We start from the raw sequence: 19,101 nt of genomic DNA, 5'->3' as shown, positions 1-19,101 counted from the left end.
AACGTTTGACTATGTAAAGGAGGGGAAGTATAAATGGATCTCTCATTTCACGCTACAACGATATGTGCTGTTCGTCACAATGGTAAAGCAGCTATCGCGGGTGACGGTCAAGTTACATTCGGACAAAATGTTATTATGAAGCAACATGCCAAAAAAATACGTCGCCTCTATCGCGGACAAGTACTAGCTGGATTTGCAGGTTCTGTAGCTGATGCGATTACGTTGTTTGAAAAGTTTGAAGAAAAGCTTGAAGAACATCATGGTAATTTGCAACGTGCTGCTGTAGAGCTAGCAAAAGAATGGCGTTCTGATCGTGTACTTCGCAAACTAGAAGCTTTATTGATCGTTATGGATCAAAGTGGAATTTTATTGATTTCAGGTGGCGGAGAAATTATTGAACCTGACGATGATGTGATTGCTATCGGTTCTGGAGGCAATTTTGCATTGTCTGCGGCTCGTGCACTTAAACGTCATAGCAAAGATATGGAAGCTAAAGATATCGTAGAAGCCTCTTTGCATATTGCTGCGGAGATTTGTGTATATACGAATGATAATATTATTGTAGAAGAATTGTAAGAGGGACCGGTGCTACTGCGTACTTTAGTAACAGGTGCGACGAAGCACCGGTTTTTATATAATCGTATCTTTGTTTAATAATGGTCATTAATATCAGTTCACTACTTTTATCGATATGGAGGTAAGATCATGACAACCACTGCTTTGACCCCTAGAGAAATAGTTACCGAATTGGATAAGTATATTGTTGGACAAAAAAATGCTAAAAAATCAGTTGCGGTCGCACTTCGTAATCGTTATCGTCGTAGCCTATTACCGGAAAATATGCAGGATGAGATCGTACCTAAAAATATTTTAATGATCGGTCCAACAGGTGTAGGTAAAACAGAAATTGCTCGTCGCTTAGCGAAGTTGGTTCATGCTCCGTTTATTAAAGTAGAAGCAACCAAGTTTACTGAAGTAGGTTATGTAGGACGAGATGTTGAATCTATGGTACGTGACCTAGTAGAAACAGCTATTCGTATGGTGAAATTAGAGCGTACTGAAAAAGTAAAAGATCAAGCAGAAGAAATGGCGAATGAGCGTATCGTCGAAATCCTAGTACCTTCTGGTTTTAAAAATAAATCACAACGTAATCCGCTTGAAATGCTATTTGGTAATCAAAGTCAGCCTGAAGAACCTCAGACGAATTTTGAACAAGAGGGTTCGATTCAAGATAAAAGACGTAGAGTACGTTTTGATCTGTTGGCAGGTAAGTTAGAAAATGATGTGATTGAAGTTGAAGTTGAAGATTCTATGCCTTCTTTAATGGATATGTTTGCAGGTCAAGGCAATGATCAAATGGGCATGAATATGCAAGAAATGTTAGGTAGCTTTTTACCTAAAAAAACAAAAAAACGTAAACTCCCGATTAAAGATGCTCGTAAAATATTAACGCAACAAGAAGCGAATAAATTGATGGACATGGACGATGTGAATCAAGAGTCGCTACGTCGTGCAGAACAGACTGGTATTATTTTTATCGATGAGATTGATAAAGTAACCAGTTCTGGGCGTGGTACAGGACCTGACGTTTCGAGAGAAGGGGTACAACGCGATATCCTTCCAATCGTTGAAGGTTCTACCATTATGACCAAATATGGTCCGGTCAAAACCGATTATATTTTATTTATCGCAGCTGGAGCTTTCCATACGTCCAAGCCTTCAGATTTGATTCCTGAATTACAAGGACGCTTCCCGATTCGGGTAGAATTGGATAGTTTAACTTTAGAAGACTTTGTAAATATTTTAACAGAGCCTGAAAATGCGTTAACAAAACAATACATTTATCTTTTACGTTCAGAAAATATAGAGTTAGAATTTTCTGCTGAAGCGATCCGTGAGATTGCTTCGATCGCCGCAGCTGTTAATCAGAATACTGAAAATATTGGTGCACGTCGATTGCATACGATTTTGGAAAAACTGCTTGAAGATTTATCTTTTGAAGCACCTGAATTGACGTTAGAAAAAATGATTATTACACCTCAATATGTTCAAGAGAAATTAAGAGAAATTGCTCAAAACAGAGATTTGAGTCAGTATATTCTGTAAATTCTATGGCTATAGTACTTGTACTAGTCGCTAAAGACTAAAATTGAATAGGAAATCATCTTTTTAGGAAAAAGGTGGGGTACTGTTTCTCAAAGTTCCCCGCCTTTTTCCTATATTTTCATACTCGCGAAAGTTGTATGATGAGTACAGAAAGAAAAACACAGTACAAGAACAGTTGAGATGATCCGATATAGTAAAGAACACGTATATATTATACTAGCCAATTTACAATGAATACGTTATGATTGATTCATTTTCGCAAACATGCAAATTCTTTTTCCCCAGCATGCACTATTCTCTAAAAAGCACATTTAGTCAAAAATAAAATGGATAAATGAAATAAAATTCACAAAACCTTAAAAAATTATTTTTCAGTAAGTAATATGCACTAGGCTATATGTCGCTAAATCGTGCTAAAAGTTGTTCAATTAACTAATCTTCTTAATTTTTATCAGGACGCTATAGATGATAAAAGACCTAAAATATTTAAAATTAAATAAAACCTTTAAAAGTTAAGTTAGTTAATTTCGTGCATAATCGACAAAAATTACATGGTTTAATTCATCTTAAATGGTATTTTCTTCATGTAATTTGGAAGAATTTTTTAAAACAAGACAAAAAGACTCAGTTTTTGTCAAAAGATAGGGCTTTATTCTCATTGTGTTATGTCCAATTCTCTAGGAAACTTATGGTATAAGATTTTAGGAAGAATGACGCACAAAACAACTTCAACTACGAACATGATTTGCAATGATTTTGTCGAAAAAAAGGAATTATGATAAAAATATGGAATTTACTTTCCAGATCAGCATGGATATTGAAAGGAGTGATGTCAATGAACCTTTTAAATGATGTTGGATTTAAAAGATTAGAAGGAGCAATGGGAGCAGCTACACTCAGACAGCAAGTTATTTCAAATAACATTGCCAATGCAGATACTCCTTATTTTAAAAGATCAGATGTATCTTTTGAAAATATGCTCAAAAGCCAAATGGATGATTCTCAGATGCCATTTAGTGGTAAAGTTGAAGATAAAAGACATTTTCAATTAGGTAATACAAATTCTATTCCTCAAGCAATGGTCACTAGCAACGAGAGCACAGTCATGAATAACAACTTAAACAATGTGGACATGGATGTAGAAATGAGCAATCTTGCTGAAAACCAACTTCGTTACAATGCTTATATTGAACAAATTAATCATCAGATTAAAATGATGCGAACCGCTATTCAGGGAGGAAGCTAATCCATGAGAATTAGTAGCAGTTTTGATATTAGCGCTTCTGCTTTAACCGCACAACGACTTCGGATGGATGTCGTCTCCTCTAATATTGCGAATGCAGAGACAACAAGAGCTCAAGTCGTCAATGGTGAAGCTGTTCCTTACCGTCGTAAAGAAGTTGTGTTGTCAACAAACAAACCTTCTTTCTCAGATACACTTGATTCCGCAATGAATGGAAGCCGCAACGGAATTAACGGTGTTAAAGCTTCAGCGATTCAAGAAGATCCAGAACCTTTCAAACTTGTATATAACCCGACTCATCCAGACGCAGACAAAGACGGCTATGTGAAAATGCCAAACGTCGATAATTTAAAAGAAATGGTGGACATGATATCAGCTTCGCGTTCATATGAAGCTAACGTAACTGCACTCAATGCTTCTAAAGCAATGATTACCAAAGCACTACAAATTGGTAAATAAACGATCAAAGATAGAAAGGCGGGGTAAATAATGATAGAGAACACAATGTTCAATGCTGCATCCCCTTTAAAGATGACAACGGGAATGACGACGCAAGCCAAAGCAACACCTGGTGAAGCGATGGAACAATTTGGTTCTTACTTAGAAGATGCTATGAATCAAGTTGGACAACAGGAGAAAACAGTTCACCAGATGAACGACAAATTCATTTTAGGACAAGTGGATGTTGATCAAGTCATGGTCGCTGCCGAGAAATCGCTACTGAGTCTACAAATGGTTTCTCAAGTTCGTAACAAAGCGCTTGAAGCGTATCAAGAAATCATGCGTACGCAATTGTAATCAATTATATGTTTCATAGCATAGTTTCGAGTGGGGTGACAGTGTGAATGAGAGAGTTGCCCAGTATAGAGATAAACTTGTCCAATACTGGAAGAATTTTAATAAAAACCAAAAAATATTACTAATCTCAACGCTGGCGTTTATTATTCTAGCTATTGTTGTACTAACAATTCAGTTTTCTAAAGTGCAATATGAAGTAGCATTTCAGAATTTAGATTCTACAGACTCGGCTGCGATTATGGAATACTTAGATGGACAAGGTATTCCTTACCAGTTAAATCAAGATGGTACGAGTATTTCCGTAGCGAGTGAAAGTGCTGCTAAAGCAAAAGTAGCTGTAGGATCGCAAGGGTTGATGCAGAACGGAACGATCGGATTTAGCGAATTTAACGCTAGTTCTTCTGCTATTGGTATGACAGATAATGAGTTTAACGTAAAATATAATAACGCTTTGAATGGTGAAGTATCGCAATTGCTTAAACAAATGAACGGAGTAAGCAATGCAAAAGTATTAGTGAATTTGCCACAAGAAAGTCTATTTGCTAGCACAGAAGATGAAGACACAGGTACAGCTTCCGTAGTGATGCAGTTCAAGCCAGGTTTTCGTGTGACGCAAGAAGCTATCGACGGGTACTATAACTTAGTAAGTACAGCTGTTCCTCACTTACCGATTGTGAATATTACTATCACAAATGGTACAGACGGTAGCGAATTAGTATCCACTGTTAAAGGTGGCGGTCCTTCTGGACTTGCAGGTGCAGTACAAGAAAACATGGCTTTACAGAAAAAGTATGAAGCTGATATTGAAAATAATGTAAGACAGTTTTTGGGAAGATTGCTAGGACCTGAACGAGTAAATGTATTGGTTGCTTCGAACTTGAATTTTGATCAAAAAAATTCAAAAGAAGATCGTGTAGAGCCTGTCGATGTTGAGAATATGAAAGGCATCGAGATCAGTGCTCAACAGATCCAAGAAAGCAGTACCGGTTCTTCCACTCCTGATAGCGGTGTTGCTGGCACAGGCGGTACAGATACTCCAACTTATCCAGGTGGCTCATCATCAGGTAGTAATGAATCAGAAAAATCTCAAAGTACAATCAATTATGATGTCAACAAAATTCATAATGAAATTGTATCCAGTCCTTATTTTGTAAAAGATCTAACAATCAACGTTGCTATTGATCCTTTACCTGGACAACCAGCAGACCAAGCAACTTTGGATAATGTCAAAGGTATGCTGGAAAGTATCGTTAGAACTTCGTTGTCAGAAAACGGAGTGACCTATGCAGCAAATGATGCTGCTTTAACATCTAAAGTAAATGTGTTCTCACAAGCATTCGTTACAGACACAACAGATGAAGGATTTTTCGCTAACAATATGACTTGGATTATTGCAGCACTTGCAGCACTTGTAATCGCAGCAGTGGTGTTCGTAATCTACCGTCGTCGTAAGCAACAACAAACAGGAAACTATGAAGAAGATATGCTGTTACCGGTAGTAACTGAGCTTCCTTCGATTAGTTTGGATAACTTGACGAATGATAGTCAAGTACGTAAACAACTTGAATCACTTGCCAAAAAGAAACCAGATGAATTTGTTAACTTATTACGTACATGGCTTGCTGATGAATAAGAGGTGAATCGATGGCAAAGGGAAGTACTCAGGCGCTTAACGGAAGACAGAAAGCAGCCATATTATTAATCTCACTCGGACCGGAAGTATCGGCTCAAATATTTAAACATCTACGTGATGAAGAAATAGAACAATTAACACTCGAAATTGCTAACGTACGCAAAGTAGAAAGTAGTGAAAAAGACTCGGTAGTTTCCGAATTTCACCAAATTTGCTTAGCACAAGAATATATTTCTCAAGGCGGTATCAATTACGCCAAAGAAATTCTTGAAAAAGCGTTAGGTGAAAATAAAGCGCTTGAAGTGATTAACAGACTAACAGCTACTTTACAAGTAAGACCATTTGATTTTGCTCGTAAAGCAGATCCTAGTCAGATTTTGAACTTTATCCAAAATGAAAATCCACAAACGATTGCTCTGGTATTGTCTTATCTGCAATTCGAACAAGCAGCAGCTATTCTTTCTTCGTTACCTCAAGAAAAGCAAGCTGAAGTTGCAAGAAGAGTTGCGATGATGGACAGTACATCACCAGAAGTTATTTCACAAATTGAACGTGTACTAGAACAGAAACTATCAGCAACAGTTACACAAGATTATACAAATGCTGGTGGTATCGAATCGATTGTTCAAATCTTGAATGGTGTTGACCGAGGAACAGAAAGAACGATCCTGGATTCACTAGAAATTCAAGATCCTGAACTTGCTGAAGAAATCAAAAAACGGATGTTTGTTTTCGAAGATATTGTCAATATCGACGATCGTTCGATTCAGCGGATTGTACGGGATGTGGAAAACGCCGATCTTCAATTGGCGCTCAAAGTGGCAAGCGAAGATGTACGCGAATCCGTATTCAAAAATATGTCCAAACGTATGGCTGAGACATTCAAAGAAGAAATGGAATTCATGGGTCCTGTACGTTTGAAAGATGTAGAAGAAGCTCAGACTCGTATTGTAGGTATTATCAGAAGACTTGAAGAGTCTGGTGAAATTATCATAGCGCGCGGTGGAGGAGATGATATCATTGTCTAATTTGATCAAATCATCCCAGTACACTCCGGTGGAAGTGCTTAAAAAGCTCGACTTTAGCCGTGATTATTACAAACAATCAGATCTAAATCATCAAGAATCCTATATTGTTCCTCATTCACATGCTTATGATCAACCGCATGTGGATGAGCATACGGTTCGCTTGAAAGAAGAAATGTTAACAGATGCCAAAGAATTTGCAGAACGTCAAGTACGCGAAGCGGCTGAAGAAGCAGAACGTATTCTCCAAAATGCACAAGAAATGATTGCAGCTTGGTGGGAAGAGCGTCGTCAGCAAGATGAGCACTTGATTGAAGCGATTAAAGTACAAGCTTTTCAAGAAGGTTTTGAAGAAGGAAGAGAACGTGTCGAAGCTGAAATGCAAATTCACATGACTGAAGTGATGCAAGAAGCACAGACAGTTCTCGGTCAAGCTTATGAAGCCAAAGAGCAAATTATTCAAGAAGCAGAACCATTCTTAGTTAACTTGAGTTGTGGCATAGCTGAAAAAGTAATTAATAAAAAGCTTGAAGAACAAGAAGATTATGTGATTGATTTGATTAAAAGAACACTCGCTCGTAAGAGAGAGCAAGGTGTCATTACATTGTGTATTAGTCCAAGTCAATTCGATTTTGTACATGCTGCTAGAGAAGAGTTAACACTGTCAATCGACTCTCAAGCAGAACTTCAAATCTTACCGGATTCGACGGTAACCGATCGCGGCTGTGTCATTCGATCAGCATTTGGTAGTGTGGATGCTCGTATTGATACTCAACTAAGCGAAATTAAAAAAGAATTGGTTCGCTTAGCGCTTCATGATGAAGAGCGGGGGAATGGAAATGCAGGATCTTAATTCTTCACGATATTTAGAATATTTAAAGCAACTTGATCCGGTTCGTATCAACGGTAAAGTGACTCAGGTGATAGGATTAATGGTTGAGTCTGAAGGGCCGGACGCAAGCATTGGAGATGTATGTTATATCTATCCAACAAAAGGTATTGCTCCATTACGAGCTGAAGTAGTTGGTTTCCGGGATAACAAAGTTCTGTTAATGCCACTCGGTGAATTACAATCGATTGGTCCAGGATGTGATGTTGTCGGTACAGGGAAGCCGCTTACTGTTCAAGTAGGTTCAGAATTACTAGGTAAAGTGCTAGATGGATTAGGACAACCTTTAGATGGTTCATTGATTCCAGCAAGAATGACCCATTATTCTACCTTTAACACACCACCTAATCCACTTTCAAGACCCAGAGTTCAAGATCCTATCAGTATAGGAGTAAGAGCGATTGACGGACTGTTAACCATAGGTAAAGGTCAGCGTGTAGGTATCTTCGCTGGTTCTGGTGTTGGTAAAAGTACGTTAATGGGAATGATTGCTCGTAATACAGAAGCAGATGTGAATGTAATTGCACTTATTGGAGAACGTGGACGTGAAGTACGCGATTTTATCGAACGCGATCTAGGTCCAGAAGGGTTACAACGTTCTGTCGTTATCGTGGCTACATCTGATCAACCTGCACTCATTCGTATCAAAGGTGCTTTGATTGCTACAACGATAGCTGAATATTTCAGAGATCGCGGAATGAACGTGATGTTTATGATGGATTCAGTTACTCGTTATGCTATGGCTCAACGTGAGGTAGGATTGGCTGTCGGCGAACCACCTGCAATGAGAGGATATACACCATCTGTATTTGCTGGATTACCCAAGTTGTTAGAAAGAGCGGGTACAGGACCTACAGGCTCTATCACTGCTTTCTATACTGTACTGGTAGATGGTGATGATATGAATGAACCGATAGCCGATGCTGTCAGAGGGATCTTGGATGGTCATATCGTGCTGAATCGCTCTATTGCTAACAAAGGACAGTTTCCAGCGATTGATGTATTAGCCAGTATCAGCCGGGTAATGAAAGACATTGTAGAAGAAGAACAGACAGATGCAGCAGATAATATCAAGCGACTGATGTCTGTATTTAAAGAATCAGAAGATTTAATTAATATCGGTGCTTATCAAAAAGGATCCAGTCCTGATATTGATGAAGCGATTGAGCGTATACAAGATATCTGGAGATTCACCAAACAAAAAGTACATGAAAAAACGACACTTTCTGGAGCACAAGAACAGATGATTGCCGAATTTGCGAGGAGCTGATAATTTATGAAATTCCAGTATACTTTTCAAAAAGTTGTTGATATCAAATCGAGTGCAAAGAACCAGGCAGAATGGCTATTATCTTCAGCACTGGGAGAACTACAAGCACAGGAACAAACATTAGATCAACTGCTGGAAGATCAAGGCCGCACGTTGGAAATGATTAATCAAGCGATTGAAAATAGAGCGCCTATTTCTGAATTGCAAGATTTACAACGTTATGTCGTTTATCTCGATCAATGTATCTCACGCAAAATTATCGATATTCGTGAAGCTCAGGTAGAAGTGGAGCACAAAAAACTTCATTTAACTGAAAAAATGGTTGATGAAAAAGTGTGGTTACAAGCCAAAGATAAAGCAAAGACTAAATTTACTCATGAACATATGGTTCGTGAGCAAAATGATCTCGACGAAATGGCTACAGTGCGTTATGTAATGAACTCCAAGTAATATATACACCAATTGATACCAGTATGACGCTAATTAGAATTAAGTATGTTTGGCTCAAGGAGGTTTACCGTGGCGAAGAAAAGTCCAGAAATGGAAGTGGAAAAGGAATCAGGTGGAATGGGAAGATTCCTTTTTATTGCAACTCCAATTCTGTTTACCCTTGTATTAGTAGGCGTAATCGTTATGTTATTCAACGTAGATTTACGTAATAGTATGTTTAATACACTAGACAAAATTCCTATAGTGAAAAATTGGGTGCCTTCTGCCGATAAAGAAAGTAGTACAACAGCAAGTGCGACTCAAACTGAAAGCAACGATGCAACCGTCAAAGCATTAAAAGAAAAATTGGATGCAGCAAATGTGGTAAATACAAAACAACAAACAACTATCGACACACTAGAAGAAGAGAAAAAAACTAAAGAATTGGCGGATGCTACTGCGGCAGCCGCGGGTACAGCTCCACCTACTGGATATCAAAAACAGATCAAAAATCTTTCTAAAGTCTATGCTGAGATGAGCTCTTCTAAAGCAGCAGCGATTATGCAAGTCATGACTACAGATGAACAGGTTTTGATTTTAAATGAAATGAATGCTACGGATCAAGCAGGTATCTTGCAAAAAATGGATCCTAAAATAGCAGCAGAAACATCTTTGGCTTTGAGAAATGCCAAACCAACACCAGCGAATGCGCCTACTGTAGCGACGACACCAGCGTCTACTTCTAGTACAAAATTAGATGCAGAAGCGATGGCTCAGACATTTACAAGTATGCCAGCAAGTAGTGCAGCAACATTGTTATTACAAACAGCTAAAGTGAGTCAGACTAAAGTGCTTCAAATTTTGAACACGATGGATGATTCTACACGTTCTAGTATTTTGGCTGCAATGTCTACAACAGATCCTACAGGCACTGCACAGATTGTCAATAAATTATTAGGTAACTAATGATGAATAGAGTCGGAAGCATTTCCTATTGTGTCGATATAGGTCACAGTTGGGAAGTCTGTCTTATTAACCTTTTCCTTAAAGGAGGTGATAATAAATGAGTATGATACTTCAAAACTTATTAGGTAATGCGGGCGCAACGACGGCAACCAAAGCATCAGGTACGAATGTTACTTCGGCTCCAGGCTTTAATCAAGCTCTTGTACAGGTAATGGGAGTAAATGGTACACCAACTAATCCATTAGTAGAAACGGCTTCTGGAATTATGGGTACTGCTGCTTCTTTATTAGAAACACTACAGGCGATGATTTCTGGTGGACAACAATCTACTGATGTCACAGGTGATGGAACAAATGGGGAACAAGTTGAGAAAGTAGGTAAGCTTCTAGACGATCTACTGGACAAACTTCAAGATATGGATCAAGCCATTACAACAGATCCTGCTCTTGTTCAATCTTTACAAGGTTGGTTGACACAAGTTCAACAAGTTTTATCAGGTTCTTCAGAATCAACATCTCCAACAGAAGGAACAGATGCACAAGACGTAACAGCTTCTAACGTTTTGGATACAGCACAATCCGCTATGAACAATCTGGCTAAAAACCCAGAAACACTTCGATTTGCAGTAGCAGATGCTGTGACACAAATTGTAGATACTTTACAAGCTGTCAAAAATGGTACACAAGCAGCTAATCCTGAACTAGAACAATTGCTTACAGGACTACAAACGATGTTGCAAAAAGCGAGTACTCAAACACCTGATGCAGTGACAACTTCTGTAAATAATCAAGGAGCTATCATTACAGCCCCTAAAGATGAAGCGAAAGCAAATACAGCGGCACAGATCACAGTAGTAGATGAAACGAAGAAAGCTGCTGAACAAGGTGCAGTACAAAGCATTATTCAAAATGCTGCAAAAGATGCTAGTGGTGAGCAAGGAGCTGCGTCTGATCAAGCGGATGAGCAACCTGAACCAGTTGTAATGACAGTAGGACAATTTGCAATGCGTGCGGAAGCCGTACCTAATGCAAAAGTTGTAGTACCCACAACAACTGTGAATATTCAGAACTTTCCAGATGAAATGAGTAAATTTATCGTTAATAAATTAGATGTCCAACAATTCAAAGATATCTCTGAAGCAACCATTTCATTGAATCCTGAAAACTTAGGTAAAGTGGATGTCAAAATTACAATACAAAACGGTCAAGTCTTAGCTCAATTTATTACTGAAAAGCATATGGCAAAAGATATGTTGGATCAACAAATGTCTCAATTACGCTCAGCGCTTCAATCTCAAGGACTTCAAGTTGAAAAGCTAGAGGTAACACAAAGTTCTTCATTGCAATCTCAAATGTATAACGGCGGACAAGGATTTGGTTCGAGTGCAGGTCAACAACAGTCTGGACGACGTTCCAATGGACGAGAAGAACAGAATGATGATGCAATCCTTGCAGCTGAATTGAATGGTGAGTTAAAAGAATGGCGTGAAGAAACAAAAGCCGCTACAGCATCGAGCACAGTCAACTATGGTAGCACTTATGTAGCTAAGGCATAAACGAACGGAGGTGAATTTAATTGGCAGATGCAATTTCAACATCCAATATGTGGCCTAATTACTCTGCAAGTAATGTAAAGAAAGCAGCCGAAACAAACAAAAGCGAGTTAGGTAAAGATCAGTTTCTAACGATTCTAGTCGCTCAATTAAAAAACCAGGATCCAATGTCTCCAATGGAAAACACTGAATTTATCGGACAGATGGCTCAGTTCTCCTCATTAGAACAGTTGATCAACATCGGTAAAAAAATTGATTCTGTAGGTTCATCTGTAGATAGTTCACTAGGAGCTTCTTCCCAATTGATCGGTAAAAAAATCACTTGGCCTGAAGAAAAAACAGATAGTGCAACAGGTGAGAAAACAACAACATATCAATCCGGAGTTGTAGGATCGATTGTTATGAAAGCTGGCGTGCAATATGCGCAGGTAGGAGAAAATGCTGTTCCGCTTAGTATTATTGCTATGGTAGAAGCAGCTAATGCAACGACAACACCAGCCAAACCTGATACGGCTACACCGACACCGGCGCCAACAACACCATCAGGCGTAACAGAGACACCAACAGCACCAGTAGAAACAACAACACCGGCAACAACGACTGAACCAGCTGCAACAGTGCCTACGCCTACCACTGAAGAAACGTCTACTGAATCTTCAGGAGAACAAGCAGCTACACCTACAGGAGCAACACAGACAACACCAGAACCTGTAACGGATACACCAACACCGGCTAGTGAAGAAGGTTCATCATGAGTGGTCCTATCCAAGTAGGTCAGTTATATCCGACTAATCTCAATTCCGGTCTACTGGGACGTACCAAAAATGTAAATAATGAAACGTCAACATCTGACTTTCAAAATATTTTAGATAACAAATTACTAAAGTTCAGCAATCATGCTTCTAAACGATTAGAGCAACGAGGAATCGAACTTAGTGCCGATCAGTTAAAAAGTGTTAATCAGGCTATAGATAAAGCCGCTGCAAAAGGGTCCAAAGAATCACTGATTCTGATGCAAAACAATGTCGCTTTAATAGTGAATGTACCCAATCGGACCGTTGTTACCGCCATGGATGGCAAATCAATGAAAGATAACGTTTTTACTCAAATCGACAGTGCTGTAATTATTTGATTGCTGACTTGGACCATTATTGGAAAGTCAGGAGACTAGCCGACCGACTGAAGCAGTCTCATCCCACTAATTGAACATCCATAGGAGGAAACACAATGTTAAGATCTTTATATTCAGGAATTTCAGGTATGAAAGGCTTTCAAACTAAATTAGATGTTATTGGTAATAATATTGCCAATGTAAATACAGTAGGTTTTAAACAATCTCGCGTAATGTTCCAAGATATTTTGAGTCAAACGGTTAAAGGAACTTCAGCGCCTACAGATACAGCTGGTGGTGTAAATGCTCAACAGATCGGTTTAGGTTCATCCGTATCTTCTATCGATACTCTTCACTTAGCAGGTAGTGCACAAACAACAAATAACCCTACAGACTTACGTCTAGATGGTGATGGATTCTTCGCTGTTAAATTGACTGAAGAGCAAGAAGTACCTTATCTAACACGTGCTGGTGACTTCCATGTAGATGCTAACCGTAACCTTGTAACTTCTGATGGAGCTTTTGTGGTCGATAGTGACGGCGCTCCTGTAGTTGTTGGAGAAGAAGCAACTTCATTTACGATTCAGCAAAATGGTCAATTATTATACACATTGGCAGATGGCACAACAGCTACAGGTCAGACTTTAGCAGTTGCTAAAGTAACTAACCCTGAAGGTTTGGAAAAAATTGGAGGTAGCTTGTATCGTGTAACACCAAATGCGATTTTAGATGGAGAAATTACTCTAACTACAGCAAATAATGCTGAAACAGGTACTGGTGCAATCGTAGCAGGTCAGCTTGAAATGTCTAACGTTGATTTAACAAGTGAATTTACAGAAATGATCGTCGCTCAACGTGGTTTCCAAGCAAACTCTCGTATTATTACAACTTCTGATTCTATTCTTGAAGAAATTGTTAACTTGAAACGATAATTAATGAAAGGTTCGAGAAGGATGATATTATCCTTCTCATCCTTTTGCTGTATAAGGACATTTTTTGAGGAGGGGCAAAATGATCCCTGTAACAAGACTAAATGGTTCGCCAATGTGGCTTAATTCACTCTTAATCGAGATGATCGAAGAAACACCTGATACGTATGTCACATTAACTACAGGCAAACGAATTATCGTTTTAGAGAAAGCAGATCAATTAAACAAACTCATCCACGAATACAACAAAAGTATAGGCACATTAACAGGAACTATTAAAGTGCAGCATATGGAGGAATTATCATGAAAAAGTTACTACCTTGGCTCGTTAGCGGGGTATTGGCAGTAGGATTAATCGGTGTAGTAGCCTATTTCTTAATGGGAAATATGTTCGGAGAGAAAGAACCCGTAAGTGCTGCCGCAGCAGCAGCTGCTGAAAAAGAAGCCTTATCTAAAATGACAGCTTCTGAAATAGCCGAGGTCTCTTCAACAATAGACGATATCAAAACAAACTTGGGTGATCCTTCATACGTAGTTAATATGAGTTTCTCCTTCCAACTTCAAGATGGTAAAACAAAAGAGGCTTTTGAATTGATCAAAGATTTGAAAGTAAAACCATTGATCATCAAAACACTTGCTGATACGAACCCTGATGCGTTAAATGGAGCAAAAGGAAAAGATGCTCTAAATGACAAGTTACTCAAATTAATTAACAGTTCTCTTCCAGAAGATGGAGGTAAAGTCGTAGATATTGAGATCACTAATTTTATTGTAAGTGCGATTTAATCTTGGAATAAGATGATCCTCATTACAAATAAACTAGCAAGGGGGGTGAGATTATGGTAGATGTATTATCCCAAAATGAGATAGATGCTCTTTTAGCAGCACTTTCTTCTGGTGAGATGGATGCAGAAGAACTGAAAAAAGAGGATACACAGAAAAAGGTTAGAGCATATGATTTTAAACGGGCTGTCCGTTTTTCTAAAGATCATATTCGAAGTTTGACAAGGATTCACGAGAACTTTGCCAGATATCTGACAACCTATTTTTCTGCTCAACTTCGTACTTTTGTTCAAATTAGTGTGGTACAGGTAGAACAACTTCCGTATGATGAGTTTATTCGTTCTATTCCTAAAATGACGATACTTAATATATTTGAAGCTGAACCGCTTGAAGGTCGAATGGTCATGGAAGTTCATCCTAATATTGCTTATGCAATGCTAGATCGTTTGCTTGGTGGTGTAGGTAATGCTCCTTCTAAAATAAACGCGTTGACAGAGATCGAGACGACAATTATTGAGCGAGTATTTAGCCGTACATTCGATAGTTTGCAAGAAGCTTGGAAAACGGTGATCGATCTTACACCGCGAATGGAAGCATTAGAGACGAATCCACAATTTATGCAGATTGTCTCACCCAATGAAACGATAGCCTTGATCTCACTAAGTACCAAAATCGGTGACACGACAGGGATGATCAACTTATGTATTCCTCACGTGGTTATTGAGCCGATTATGACGAAGTTATCTGCGCATCACTGGTTCGTTTCTCAGAAGAAAGAGCCTGCTCCAGAAGAAGTAGAAGCTCTACAACATCGTGTGAATCGTGCTACATTGCCTGTTATTGCTGAATTAGGAGAATCTAATTTATCAATTCAGGAGTTTATCGGCTTATCTATAGGTGATGTGATTTCACTGAACAAGCCTGTACATGATGCACTATCGATCAAAATAGGAAATAAAGTTAAATTTATTGGCAGTCCGGGAACAGTAAAAGACCGGGTAGCTATTCAGATTGATGAAATTGTGAGTGAAGGAGTGGAAGAATTTGACGAGTAAGGATTATTTGTCACAAGAAGAAATCGACGCTTTGCTTAAGCAATCTGCAAGCGATGAAGATACTTCTTCGTCATCGTCTGTCAAAACGGTGGACGACTTTTTGACTCCTATGGAGCAGGATGCTCTTGGTGAGATTGGTAATATTACTTTCGGTAGTGCAGCAACAGCATTATCTACACTACTTGGACAAAAAGTAGATATTACAACTCCTCAAGTAGGAATTATTACACGTCCTGAGTTTGAAAATGAGTTCCCTAAACCTCATGTTGCTGTTCATGTTGAATATGTAGATGGATTTCAAGGGATAAATTCATTAGTGATTCAAAAAAGAGATGCACAAGTAATCGCCGATCTGATGTTAGGTGGCGAAGGAGAACCAAAAGACGAAGAGTTGAATGAGATTCATATCAGTGCGGTTCAAGAAGCGATGAATCAAATGATGGGTTCCTCAGCAACATCGATGTCGACTATTTTTAACCGTTTTGTTAATATTTCACCACCAGGAATTGATATCCTTGATGTAAGCAATGATCAAGGGGTAACGATGTTGCCTAATGATGAGACCTTAATCAAAATTTCATTCCGACTTTTGATTGGTGATTTGATTGATTCTACAATTATGCAATTGTTAACAGTCGAATTTGCTAAATATATGGTAGATATATTAATTAATGGAGGTGCTGAAGAAACAGTAGCCGAACCAGAAGTTCCAGTCGCACCACCAGCACCTACGGCTGCCGTACCACCTCAACAGGCTCCACAGCAACCTATGGCACCGCCTAATATGCCACAACCAGGTATGCCGGGTATGCAACCGGATTATAGCCAACAGCCTCCATACGGAGCGCCAGAACAGCCGTATCCGCCTTACCCACCGTATCCGCAATATCCACCAGGGTATGCGATGCCACCACAGGCTTACCCGCCTCAGGCTTATCCACCACAGGCTCCACAGCATTATGGTGGTATGGCTGGAAGAGAGGTTAATGTTCAACCTGTTCAGTTTGCAAACTTCCAATCACCGTCTGTGACGAACATGGATGAAAATAATTTGAACTTATTGATGGACATACCGCTCAAAGTAACCGTAGAATTAGGTAGGACCCAAAAGCAAATTAAAGATATCCTCGAATTGTCTCAGGGCGCAATCATTGAACTAGACAAATTGGCAGGTGAACCGGTAGACATCCTTGTAAATAACAAACTGATTGCTAAAGGCGAAGTTGTTGTTATTGATGAAAACTTTGGTGTTCGTGTTACGGATATCATCAGCCAATGGGACCGCATTCAAAAAATACAATAATGATCATTTAGGGAGGATTTTAAATCAATGGCAAACCGAATTCTTATCGTGGACGATGCAGCTTTTATGAGAATGATGATTCGCGACATTTTGAGTAAAAACGGATATGAAGTAGTGGGGGAAGCACAAGATGGCTCACAAGCTATCGAGAAATTTAAAGAATTGCGTCCTGATTTAATTACTATGGATATCACAATGCCTGAAATGGACGGTATCGCTGCTCTTAAAGAAATCAAAAAGCTGGATGCAGCTGCAAAAGTAATTATGTGCTCTGCGATGGGTCAACAAGCAATGGTTATTGATGCAATTCAAGCGGGAGCTAAAGATTTTATCGTTAAACCCTTCCAAGCTGACCGTGTTATCGAAGCAATTAGCAAAACGCTTGGCGTGTAGGAGATTATTCCCATGTCAGGTGAAACAGCCACAATGGGAGGAACAGGCGATTATTTCCTAAGCATAGTCTGGGTTATAATCGTCTTGGCTGTAATTATAGCCCTTATCATTTTACTACTTAAATTTCTTGGTCGTAAAAGTCAAACCTGGTTATCACGTCGTGCGATACGCACGATCGGCGGGGTAGCGATGGGGCCAAATAAATCATTACAAGTTATAGAAATTGGTAGCAGCATATATTTGGTAGGTGTTGGAGATGATATCACATTAGTGGATAAAATTTCTGATCCTGAAGAAGCTATGCTGATTATCCGTTCATTTCAAACAGAAGCAGTGGAGCAGAAAAATATTCTTTCTCCACTAATCTCCAAAATCAGTGCAAGATTTCGTCCAAAATCGGATGTACAAGAAGAGGAACTAGGAGAAACTAAAGCTTTTCAAGAAGTATTTGAAAGCAAGCTTCGCCAAATTCCTAATCGTAAACAGAAGATGGAAGAGCTGATGAAGGAGGAAAACTCTACAGATCGGTCGAGGGATTCATGAAAAAAAAGCTGATTATAACGCTCGTACTGCTTTTTATCGTTAGTCTGACATCTGTAAGTTCAGCATTTGCCACTGCCGATCCGATACCTAATATTGATATTCAGATCGGCAATGATAGTGGCTCAGGAGATGCAGCACCAGCAACTAGCTCGTTATCTATCCTGTTGCTGCTTACCGTTATAAGTGTTGCGCCAGCATTCTTAGTCTTAATGACTAGCTTTACCCGTATTGTTATTGTGCTCAGCTTTGTCCGGACTTCGCTCGGGACTAACCAGATGCCTCCTAACCAGGTATTGGTGGGGCTGGCTTTATTTTTAACTATTTTTATAATGTCGCCGGTACTATCCACTATGAACCAAACAGCGCTTCAACCTTATTTGAAAGGTAGTATTACACAGACTGAGGCTTTGAAAGCTGCTGAAATACCGATTAAAGAATTTATGTTTAAACATACACGTGAAAAAGATTTACTTCTTTTCCTCAATTACACTGGTGCAGAAAAACCAAGCAATATCCAAGATATTCCGCTTACGGTTATGGTGCCTTCTTACGCAATCAGTGAATTGAAAACAGCTTTTCAAATGGGCTTTATGATTTTCATACCGTTCTTAGTTATTGATATTGTAGTCGCCAGTGTACTTATGGCGATGGGTATGATGATGCTACCGCCGATTATGATCTCATTACCGTTTAAAATTTTACTGTTCGTTCTTGTAGACGGATGGTATTTGGTCGTTAAGTCCCTCTTACTCAGCTTCAATTAGCGAAGTTAGAGATGTTCCTAATTAAGGGAGGTTAATCATGAGTTCGGAGTTTATCATCGGTATGGCGGGACAGGCAGTGTATACAGTACTCAAAGTCAGCGCACCGATGCTTGTACTTGGACTTGTAGTGGGTCTGTTAGTCAGTATTTTTCAGGCTACTACGCAAATTCAGGAGCAAACGCTTGCCTTTGTACCTAAGATTGTGGCTGTTATGCTTGCACTTCTGCTATTCGGTCCATGGATACTGAGTGTTCTAGTAGATTACACGTATAATATTCTCGACAATTTATACAAATATGTCGGTTAGGC

General features: G+C 39.1%; 23 protein-coding genes. All 23 read left to right on the top strand.

The window, feature by feature from the left end:
• Positions 1–33 precede the first annotated feature (33 nt).
• The 23 genes from hslV to fliQ all read left to right on the top strand — a co-directional run bounded on the left by hslV (position 34) and on the right by fliQ (position 19,099).
• The gene (gene hslV, locus RCP16_RS10125) at positions 34–576 is read left to right on the top strand and encodes an ATP-dependent protease subunit HslV (RefSeq protein WP_069327391.1); all 543 of its coding nucleotides are present in this window, start codon (positions 34–36) and stop codon (positions 574–576) included.
• Between the two features lie 129 nt (positions 577–705).
• On the top strand, positions 706–2,106 hold the full coding sequence (gene hslU / locus RCP16_RS10120) for an ATP-dependent protease ATPase subunit HslU (RefSeq protein ID WP_069327390.1): 1,401 nt from the start codon (positions 706–708) through the stop codon (positions 2,104–2,106).
• Between the two features lie 835 nt (positions 2,107–2,941).
• Entirely contained in the window at positions 2,942–3,352 is a 411-nt protein-coding gene (flgB, locus tag RCP16_RS10115; RefSeq protein ID WP_069327389.1) for a flagellar basal body rod protein FlgB, read from the top strand.
• A 3-nt stretch (positions 3,353–3,355) separates the two neighbouring features.
• Entirely contained in the window at positions 3,356–3,808 is a 453-nt protein-coding gene (gene flgC / locus RCP16_RS10110) for a flagellar basal body rod protein FlgC (RefSeq protein WP_137222694.1), read from the top strand.
• 30 nt (positions 3,809–3,838) lie between these two features.
• Positions 3,839–4,147, top strand: a complete 309-nt coding sequence (gene fliE / locus RCP16_RS10105; protein ID WP_137222696.1) for a flagellar hook-basal body complex protein FliE — start codon at positions 3,839–3,841, stop codon at positions 4,145–4,147.
• Between the two features lie 43 nt (positions 4,148–4,190).
• A complete protein-coding gene (gene fliF, locus RCP16_RS10100; RefSeq protein WP_273593725.1) occupies positions 4,191–5,780 on the top strand; it encodes a flagellar basal-body MS-ring/collar protein FliF in 1,590 nt (529 codons plus the stop codon).
• 11 nt (positions 5,781–5,791) lie between these two features.
• The gene (gene fliG / locus RCP16_RS10095; protein ID WP_137222700.1) at positions 5,792–6,808 is read left to right on the top strand and encodes a flagellar motor switch protein FliG; all 1,017 of its coding nucleotides are present in this window, start codon (positions 5,792–5,794) and stop codon (positions 6,806–6,808) included.
• Positions 6,801–7,658 (top strand): FliH/SctL family protein, encoded by an 858-nt coding sequence (locus RCP16_RS10090; protein ID WP_137222702.1) that lies wholly within the window; start codon positions 6,801–6,803, stop codon positions 7,656–7,658. The genes fliG and RCP16_RS10090 overlap by 8 nt, the downstream gene beginning before the upstream one ends.
• The gene (fliI, locus tag RCP16_RS10085; protein ID WP_069327383.1) at positions 7,645–8,964 is read left to right on the top strand and encodes a flagellar protein export ATPase FliI; all 1,320 of its coding nucleotides are present in this window, start codon (positions 7,645–7,647) and stop codon (positions 8,962–8,964) included. The genes RCP16_RS10090 and fliI overlap by 14 nt, the downstream gene beginning before the upstream one ends.
• 6 nt (positions 8,965–8,970) lie before the next feature.
• Positions 8,971–9,414, top strand: a complete 444-nt coding sequence (gene fliJ / locus RCP16_RS10080; RefSeq protein WP_069327382.1) for a flagellar export protein FliJ — start codon at positions 8,971–8,973, stop codon at positions 9,412–9,414.
• A gap of 69 nt (positions 9,415–9,483) precedes the next feature.
• Positions 9,484–10,359, top strand: coding sequence for a MotE family protein (locus RCP16_RS10075; RefSeq protein WP_308642326.1), 876 nt, complete (start codon positions 9,484–9,486; stop codon positions 10,357–10,359).
• 97 nt (positions 10,360–10,456) lie between these two features.
• Complete coding sequence (locus tag RCP16_RS10070) at positions 10,457–11,914, top strand: flagellar hook-length control protein FliK (protein WP_273593727.1); 1,458 nt, start codon at positions 10,457–10,459, stop codon at positions 11,912–11,914.
• Between the two features lie 20 nt (positions 11,915–11,934).
• Positions 11,935–12,666: a flagellar hook capping FlgD N-terminal domain-containing protein gene (locus RCP16_RS10065; RefSeq protein ID WP_308642325.1), complete on the top strand. Its 732-nt coding sequence runs from the start codon at positions 11,935–11,937 to the stop codon at positions 12,664–12,666.
• On the top strand, positions 12,663–13,043 hold the full coding sequence (locus RCP16_RS10060; RefSeq protein ID WP_137222708.1) for a TIGR02530 family flagellar biosynthesis protein: 381 nt from the start codon (positions 12,663–12,665) through the stop codon (positions 13,041–13,043). Before RCP16_RS10065 ends, RCP16_RS10060 begins: the two co-directional genes overlap by 4 nt.
• Before the next feature lie 95 nt (positions 13,044–13,138).
• Positions 13,139–13,954, top strand: a complete 816-nt coding sequence (flgG, locus tag RCP16_RS10055; protein WP_137222710.1) for a flagellar basal body rod protein FlgG — start codon at positions 13,139–13,141, stop codon at positions 13,952–13,954.
• A 79-nt stretch (positions 13,955–14,033) separates the two neighbouring features.
• Positions 14,034–14,258, top strand: a complete 225-nt coding sequence (locus tag RCP16_RS10050) for a flagellar FlbD family protein (RefSeq protein WP_069327376.1) — start codon at positions 14,034–14,036, stop codon at positions 14,256–14,258.
• Positions 14,255–14,737 (top strand): flagellar basal body-associated FliL family protein, encoded by a 483-nt coding sequence (locus RCP16_RS10045; protein WP_069327375.1) that lies wholly within the window; start codon positions 14,255–14,257, stop codon positions 14,735–14,737. The genes RCP16_RS10050 and RCP16_RS10045 overlap by 4 nt, the downstream gene beginning before the upstream one ends.
• 53 nt (positions 14,738–14,790) lie before the next feature.
• Positions 14,791–15,789 (top strand): flagellar motor switch protein FliM, encoded by a 999-nt coding sequence (gene fliM / locus RCP16_RS10040; protein ID WP_069327374.1) that lies wholly within the window; start codon positions 14,791–14,793, stop codon positions 15,787–15,789.
• A complete protein-coding gene (fliY, locus tag RCP16_RS10035) occupies positions 15,779–17,092 on the top strand; it encodes a flagellar motor switch phosphatase FliY (protein ID WP_069327373.1) in 1,314 nt (437 codons plus the stop codon). Before fliM ends, fliY begins: the two co-directional genes overlap by 11 nt.
• Positions 17,093–17,119: 27 nt before the next feature.
• Positions 17,120–17,485, top strand: coding sequence for a response regulator (locus tag RCP16_RS10030; RefSeq protein WP_069327372.1), 366 nt, complete (start codon positions 17,120–17,122; stop codon positions 17,483–17,485).
• 12 nt (positions 17,486–17,497) lie between these two features.
• Complete coding sequence (locus tag RCP16_RS10025) at positions 17,498–18,028, top strand: flagellar biosynthetic protein FliO (RefSeq protein WP_308642324.1); 531 nt, start codon at positions 17,498–17,500, stop codon at positions 18,026–18,028.
• Positions 18,025–18,792, top strand: coding sequence for a flagellar type III secretion system pore protein FliP (gene fliP / locus RCP16_RS10020; RefSeq protein WP_069327370.1), 768 nt, complete (start codon positions 18,025–18,027; stop codon positions 18,790–18,792). Before RCP16_RS10025 ends, fliP begins: the two co-directional genes overlap by 4 nt.
• A gap of 37 nt (positions 18,793–18,829) precedes the next feature.
• Positions 18,830–19,099: a flagellar biosynthesis protein FliQ gene (gene fliQ, locus RCP16_RS10015; protein WP_069327369.1), complete on the top strand. Its 270-nt coding sequence runs from the start codon at positions 18,830–18,832 to the stop codon at positions 19,097–19,099.
• Positions 19,100–19,101: the final 2 nt, after the last annotated feature.

This window comes from Paenibacillus nuruki (assembly GCF_963311185.1).
Classification (GTDB): domain Bacteria; phylum Bacillota; class Bacilli; order Paenibacillales; family Paenibacillaceae; genus Saccharibacillus; species Saccharibacillus nuruki.
The sequence above is the reverse complement of the archived record's forward strand: the minus strand, read 5'-3'. Positions and strand labels throughout refer to the sequence as shown.

What these genes read in the sequence shown, in the direction of transcription:
- hslV (WP_069327391.1), top strand. Translation starts at nt 34, where the DNA reads ATGGATCTCTCATTTCACGCTACAACGATATGTGCTGTTCGTCACAAT.
- hslU (WP_069327390.1), top strand. Translation starts at nt 706, where the DNA reads ATGACAACCACTGCTTTGACCCCTAGAGAAATAGTTACCGAATTGGAT.
- flgB (WP_069327389.1), top strand. Translation starts at nt 2,942, where the DNA reads ATGAACCTTTTAAATGATGTTGGATTTAAAAGATTAGAAGGAGCAATG.
- flgC (WP_137222694.1), top strand. Translation starts at nt 3,356, where the DNA reads ATGAGAATTAGTAGCAGTTTTGATATTAGCGCTTCTGCTTTAACCGCA.
- fliE (WP_137222696.1), top strand. Translation starts at nt 3,839, where the DNA reads ATGATAGAGAACACAATGTTCAATGCTGCATCCCCTTTAAAGATGACA.
- fliG (WP_137222700.1), top strand. Translation starts at nt 5,792, where the DNA reads ATGGCAAAGGGAAGTACTCAGGCGCTTAACGGAAGACAGAAAGCAGCC.
- fliI (WP_069327383.1), top strand. Translation starts at nt 7,645, where the DNA reads ATGCAGGATCTTAATTCTTCACGATATTTAGAATATTTAAAGCAACTT.
- fliJ (WP_069327382.1), top strand. Translation starts at nt 8,971, where the DNA reads ATGAAATTCCAGTATACTTTTCAAAAAGTTGTTGATATCAAATCGAGT.
- RCP16_RS10070 (WP_273593727.1), top strand. Translation starts at nt 10,457, where the DNA reads ATGAGTATGATACTTCAAAACTTATTAGGTAATGCGGGCGCAACGACG.
- RCP16_RS10060 (WP_137222708.1), top strand. Translation starts at nt 12,663, where the DNA reads ATGAGTGGTCCTATCCAAGTAGGTCAGTTATATCCGACTAATCTCAAT.
- flgG (WP_137222710.1), top strand. Translation starts at nt 13,139, where the DNA reads ATGTTAAGATCTTTATATTCAGGAATTTCAGGTATGAAAGGCTTTCAA.
- RCP16_RS10050 (WP_069327376.1), top strand. Translation starts at nt 14,034, where the DNA reads ATGATCCCTGTAACAAGACTAAATGGTTCGCCAATGTGGCTTAATTCA.
- RCP16_RS10045 (WP_069327375.1), top strand. Translation starts at nt 14,255, where the DNA reads ATGAAAAAGTTACTACCTTGGCTCGTTAGCGGGGTATTGGCAGTAGGA.
- fliM (WP_069327374.1), top strand. Translation starts at nt 14,791, where the DNA reads ATGGTAGATGTATTATCCCAAAATGAGATAGATGCTCTTTTAGCAGCA.
- RCP16_RS10030 (WP_069327372.1), top strand. Translation starts at nt 17,120, where the DNA reads ATGGCAAACCGAATTCTTATCGTGGACGATGCAGCTTTTATGAGAATG.
- RCP16_RS10025 (WP_308642324.1), top strand. Translation starts at nt 17,498, where the DNA reads ATGTCAGGTGAAACAGCCACAATGGGAGGAACAGGCGATTATTTCCTA.
- fliP (WP_069327370.1), top strand. Translation starts at nt 18,025, where the DNA reads ATGAAAAAAAAGCTGATTATAACGCTCGTACTGCTTTTTATCGTTAGT.
- fliQ (WP_069327369.1), top strand. Translation starts at nt 18,830, where the DNA reads ATGAGTTCGGAGTTTATCATCGGTATGGCGGGACAGGCAGTGTATACA.